1 protein-coding gene is annotated in these 1,506 nt (G+C 45.0%); it reads left to right on the top strand.

Going from position 1 to position 1,506, the window contains the following annotated elements:
* Nucleotides 1-332: 332 nt before the first annotated feature.
* Nucleotides 333-1,004 (top strand): transcriptional repressor LexA, encoded by a 672-nt coding sequence (gene lexA, locus ACTQ3A_RS13860; RefSeq protein ID WP_441100275.1) that lies wholly within the window; start codon nucleotides 333-335, stop codon nucleotides 1,002-1,004.
* Nucleotides 1,005-1,506: the final 502 nt, after the last annotated feature.

Below are 1,506 nucleotides of genomic sequence, written 5' to 3'. Positions count from 1 at the left end.
AAGATCTAAAAAGTGCATGATTAGAGTGTTAACACGGATATTAAATAAAAGCCCCGGAAAACCGGGGCTCATGTTAAAGTTTTTTCGAGACATTTTCATTTATGCTTGACATAAAAAACGAATGTTTGTTCGGTAAAAACGAATACATGTTCGGAAAATGTGTTTGCTTTTTTAAAGTGCGTATGGTATATTTATGTAAAGCTTTTTTTCTGAATATTCATTTGAATTCAGCGAACTTCCGTGTCTGCAGGTGCCATGGGAGATTTTTTCTATAGTCTGGGGGAGTGTTTATGAATACATCTTCGAATGCTCATATAACGTCGAATGCTCATATAGCGTCAGGAAGGAAACCAATCAGCAAGAAGCAGCAGGAGATTCTTGATTATTTGAAGAAGGAGATTCTCGACCGCGGTTTTCCGCCGTCCGTGCGCGAGATTTGTGAAGCGGTTCATCTTAAATCCACATCATCCGTTCACGCACATCTGGAGACGCTGGAGAAGAACGGTTATATACGCAAGGACGCGACAAAGCCAAGAGCAATTGAGATTCTGGACGATGATTTTCGTGAAGAACGCTTGAGACAGCTCGATCCGGCTGCAGAAACCGGTCAGGCCATAGAGTATCAGAATGTTCCGGTGATTGGAAATGTTGCTGCGGGTCAGCCGCTTCTGGCCGTGGAACAGGTGGAGTCTTATTTTCCTATCCCGGTAAATAAACTGCCGAACGGTCAGACTTTTATGCTGCGCGTACACGGGGAAAGCATGATTAATGCCGGAATCCTTGACGGTGACCTTGTGCTGGTACGTCAGACAAATGCAGCCCGAAACGGACAGATGGTGGTGGCTCTGATTGATGATTCTGCCACGGTGAAGACCTTCTACCGGGAGAACGGATACGTTCGTCTTCAGCCGGAGAACGACCATATGGATCCGATCATTGTGACGGGGGATCATTCGTTCTCGATTCTCGGGCAGGTGATCGGTGTCATGCGCTTTTTTCTGTAACTTGTTGAGGATTCTTCAGGACAATGTTATGAACCACCACGCACCTGAAGGTACGTGGTGGTCCACTCAGGACAGGGTATGCTGCTGTCCTGGAGGTTTTTTCGGGTATTGTCTTATTTTAGTTAGCGAGATAAAACACGCTGTGCGAGTTTTATCTCGCTATCGCGACGCTCGCCGCACACGAATACTTCGCATTCGGCTGCGGCTCACTGTTCGTGTAAATAAATGCCGGCGGAGGGTCGGCCGAATCCTCCGATCACATCCTTTGCATCCTTTCCTTTACTTTTCTCCTTCTTTTCTAGAAGATATTTTCCTTTTTCAAAAGATGTTTCTTTTTTTCAGAAGACTTAACCCATATCAGAGCGCTTATGCTTATACAGTTTGTGGCACGTTTTACTGTATAGCCTAATAAGTTGTGGGGCCAAGCCCCATTAAAAAAGCGCAAAAAACCCCTATCCAATCTAAACGTGCTTTTATGGGGTAAAATATCAAATGCTATGCG

The sequence above is a fragment of the Bilifractor sp. LCP21S3_F8 genome (genome assembly GCF_052117805.1).
GTDB lineage: Bacteria > Bacillota > Clostridia > Lachnospirales > Lachnospiraceae > Bilifractor.
Note: the sequence above shows the minus strand (reverse complement) of the source record. Positions and strands in the feature narration are given on the sequence as shown.